Origin of the sequence: Actinomyces sp. ICM47, assembly GCF_000278725.1 — a bacterium.
Classification (GTDB): domain Bacteria; phylum Actinomycetota; class Actinomycetes; order Actinomycetales; family Actinomycetaceae; genus Pauljensenia.
Genome location: NZ_ALCA01000103.1, coordinates 1 through 3,301, shown reverse-complemented (window position 1 = coordinate 3,301; position 3,301 = coordinate 1). Strand labels below are relative to the sequence as shown.

4 protein-coding genes are annotated in these 3,301 nt (G+C 66.6%); 3 read left to right on the top strand and 1 reads right to left on the bottom strand.

Going from position 1 to position 3,301, the window contains the following annotated elements; genetic code table 11:
* Positions 1-7: 7 nt before the first annotated feature.
* Positions 8-502 carry an inorganic diphosphatase gene (locus tag HMPREF1136_RS07150; protein WP_009056664.1) on the bottom strand — a complete coding sequence of 165 codons (495 nt, stop codon included), beginning with the start codon at positions 500-502 and terminating at the stop codon, positions 8-10.
* Between the two features lie 118 nt (positions 503-620).
* Here HMPREF1136_RS07150 and dacB point away from each other — a divergent pair, with 118 nt between their 5' ends.
* From dacB to HMPREF1136_RS07135, 3 genes are all read left to right on the top strand, one after another.
* A complete protein-coding gene (gene dacB / locus HMPREF1136_RS07145) occupies positions 621-1,964 on the top strand; it encodes a D-alanyl-D-alanine carboxypeptidase/D-alanyl-D-alanine endopeptidase (RefSeq protein WP_083836267.1) in 1,344 nt (447 codons plus the stop codon).
* Positions 1,965-1,968: 4 nt separating this feature from the next.
* Positions 1,969-2,811, top strand: coding sequence for a hypothetical protein (locus HMPREF1136_RS07140; RefSeq protein WP_034505316.1), 843 nt, complete (start codon positions 1,969-1,971; stop codon positions 2,809-2,811).
* Between the two features lie 70 nt (positions 2,812-2,881).
* On the top strand, positions 2,882-3,301 hold a 420-nt coding region (locus HMPREF1136_RS07135; protein WP_009648675.1), incomplete at its 3' end, for a tRNA lysidine(34) synthetase.

Sequence of the window (3,301 nt, the reverse complement as noted above, 5' to 3'; positions counted from 1 at the left end):
GACATACTCAGTGCTCGCCCTCGTGCTCCTTGAGGCGCTCGTAGGAACGACGAATCTCGGCCTCCGCTTCCTCGCGGCCGACCCAGTGTGCGCCCTCGACGCTCTTGCCGGGTTCGAGGTCCTTGTAGACCTCGAAGAAGTGCTGGATTTCAAGGCGGTGGAACTCCGAGACGTCGTCGATCTCAGTGCGCCACGATGCGCGCTGGTCGGATGCGGGGACACACAGGACCTTGTCGTCGCCGCCCTTCTCGTCGCGCATGCGGAACATGCCGAGTGCGCGGCAGCGGATCACGCAGCCGGGGAAGGTGGGTTCTTCGAGGAGCACCAGTGCGTCCAGGGGGTCGCCGTCTTCGCCCAGGGTGTCGTCGATGAACCCATAGTCGTCCGGGTAGCGGGTCGACGTGAAGAGCATGCGGTCGAGACGAATGCGTCCGGTTTCATGATCAATCTCGTACTTGTTCCGATTCCCCTTGGGAATCTCGATGGTGACATCGAACTCCATGGTCGAACCTTCCATTGTTAGCCCCGCAATTCGGGGGTCCGATTGGTTGTGTGCGAGCATGGGCGGGTAACCTAGATGCCTAGGTAACCACGAAGGGATATTCATGCATCGCACGTCTATGGGGCCAATTGTAAGCGCTAGCGCAGCGCTTGTGGCGGCAGTCGCCTTTTTGAGCGCTGGCTGCACACCCTCCTCGGTCCCCACCCCCAAGGCAGTACCGACTGCCGCCACGCTTGAGCCGGCCAGCGCGTCGGTGCCCGCCCAGGCCTCGGGCAATCCGGTGACTGAAACGCAGCTCGCGCAGCTGTGGCGGCCTGTCGCTGTTGGCGCGGATAAAGGCGATTACACCGCGTGGGGCGTTGTTGTGGATGCGCAGACGGGCGACATCCTCCTCGACGAGGACGCGGCTATTGGCCACACGCCCGCGTCCACCACGAAGACTCTCGCCGCTTTCAGCGCTCTCAAGCACCTGGATCCGACGACGACGCTGACGACGAGCACACTTCTGAGCGGCGACAATCGCACCCTGTTCCTCGACTCTGAGGGCGATCTGCTCCTGGGTGCGGGTGAGTCTGAGGAGACCGAGGTGTCGGGCCGCGCCGGCCTGCAGACTCTTGCAGACAAGACGGCGGCGGCCCTCACCTCGCGCGGTATTACATCCGTCACTTTGAACTGGCGGGGGACCCTCTTCGAGGGGGATTCGCACCTGCCCGCCTGGGACGCGCAGGAGGTTGGCGGCTACGAGGGGCACGTGGGTCCGATGGCGATTGACGCCGGGCGTACCGCCCCGGGCGCGTATGCGTTCCATGAGGATGCCCCCGGCTATGTTGCGCAGGTGTTTGCGAAGGCCCTGACGTCGTCGGGCGTCGCAGTGAAACTCGGCAAGGACGGGGAGGCGCCCACCGGAGGTGAGACCCTTGCGTCCGTGTCCTCGGCGACGATGGGGGAGCAGCTGCGCTGGATGCTGGCGCACTCTGATAACACGCTCGCGGATCAGTACTGCCGCCTCGCGGCGAGCGCTGCTGGCCAGCCCACGACGTACGCGGGCGCGGTCGCCATGGTGAAGGCTGACCTGGTGGAGGCCAGCATCCCCACCAGAGGTATGATCCTGGAGGATTGCTCGGGTCTGTCCACGAACGACAAGCTCAGTGCGAACACGCTCGTCGGTGTCCTGAAGGCCTCGTACGAGGCGCAGGGGAGCCAGGGGGACCTGATTCGCCTCCTGCCCTGGGCTGATCTGGTTGGCACGCTCTCGGATCGTATGACGGACGAACCCGCCGCTGGCAACGTTCAGGCGAAGACGGGTGCGCTTCAGGGGGTGACGACGCTGTCGGGCAGCGTGAGGACGCAGAGCGGTCGCGTTCTCCTGGTGGTCATTGGCCACGACCTGGTCGAGGATGGCGCGTTGCCCACACGCTGGCGTTTGGACAGGTTTGAGGAAGGTCTTGCCGAGCTAGACTGAGTCCATGGAAATGCCGTTTGGACCGCGCGACGTCGCGGGAGTTCTCGCTTCGATGTCCTACGCTGGCCCGTCGGCCTCGCGCGTGGGCGCGTCCGCGGTGGTGGCGCGCCTGCGCCGCTCGGCGGATTGGTCGAGTCGCAGGCTCGCGAAGCTGTCCACGTTGTCCGAGGCCTCGGCGACCGTGGCGGCATCCCGCACTGTCGTCGTGGACCGTCGAGGGCTGATTCGCAGGGTGGGTGCGGTCCTGGATCGTTTCGAGGACACGCGCACGCCGATGGTTCTCGCGGTCGAGGCCGTGGTCCTGCGCGCGCTCGCGAAGAGTGCGACCGGCATTTGGGACGTGTCGTCCGGCTGTAGCGTGCTCGTGGCACCGAATGTGCTGGCGGATGCGCAGCGCTATGCGTTGGATCAGACGGATTGGTGTCGCTGGGTGTCCCTGTGCACGGGGCTGCGCGGCGTGCATCTGACGCATGCGCCTCACCTGGTGACTTACGTCGCTGATCTTGTCCGCGCGCTGCCGGAGCGCAGTGATGAGCTGGTGCGCATCGTGTTGCTGTTGGATGCGTTGCCGACGGCTGAGATGGAGGTATTGACTCCGCGCGATCTGCCGTCGATTCATTGGCTGCGCACGCATCGCGCGCACGCGGGTGGCGTCGCTTTGGTCCGTGCGTGCGCGGCGGCGGGCATGCCGCTGTCTGGGGTTGAACTCTTGCAGGCCCAGACCGAGGGCTTCGCGCGCACGGTCGTGCGCGAGGGTGCGATTGCGACGCTGTTGTCCAGCGTCGAGGCCCTGCCGAGCGCCCACGAGTACGCCGAACCAGCGGCGTGGCTGGCGCGTGTGCGCTGACGCCTCCCGCTTGGTGGGAGCGAACCCTCGGGGTTGCCTGCGTGCCTGCTCGCTTGCGGTTCGCTCGTGCTTGCGCTCGTTTATTGACGAGGCCGGGGTCCCTCCCGCTGTCATCGTTGGCCTGTCGGGTGGTGCGGATTCGCTGGCGCTTGCCCTGACGGTGATTGATGTGGCGTCGCGTGCGGGCATTGAGGTGGTGACGCTGACGGTCGACCATGGTCTGCGGGCGGGCAGCGCTCACGAAGCGCGCCGCGTCGCGGATCTCGCTGCATCCCTCGGGGCGCGCGCACTCGTGGAGACTGTCCGCGTCGATGGGAGGGGAGGCCCCGAGGCCTCGGCCCGTGACGCTCGTCTCGCCGCCTTGCGCTCTCTTGCGCTCCGCGAGGGGGCACCCGTGCTGCTGGGGCACACGATGGACGATCAGGCGGAGACCGTGCTGCTGCGCCTCGCGCGCGGGTCCGGCCCCTCGTCGCTGCGCGCGATTGCGCCG

Excerpts from the sequence above, each read along its gene's own strand:
- HMPREF1136_RS07150 (WP_009056664.1), bottom strand. The coding sequence starts at position 502 with ATGGAGTTCGATGTCACCATCGAGATTCCCAAGGGGAATCGGAACAAG.
- dacB (WP_083836267.1), top strand. The coding sequence starts at position 621 with ATGGGGCCAATTGTAAGCGCTAGCGCAGCGCTTGTGGCGGCAGTCGCC.
- HMPREF1136_RS07140 (WP_034505316.1), top strand. The coding sequence starts at position 1,969 with ATGGAAATGCCGTTTGGACCGCGCGACGTCGCGGGAGTTCTCGCTTCG.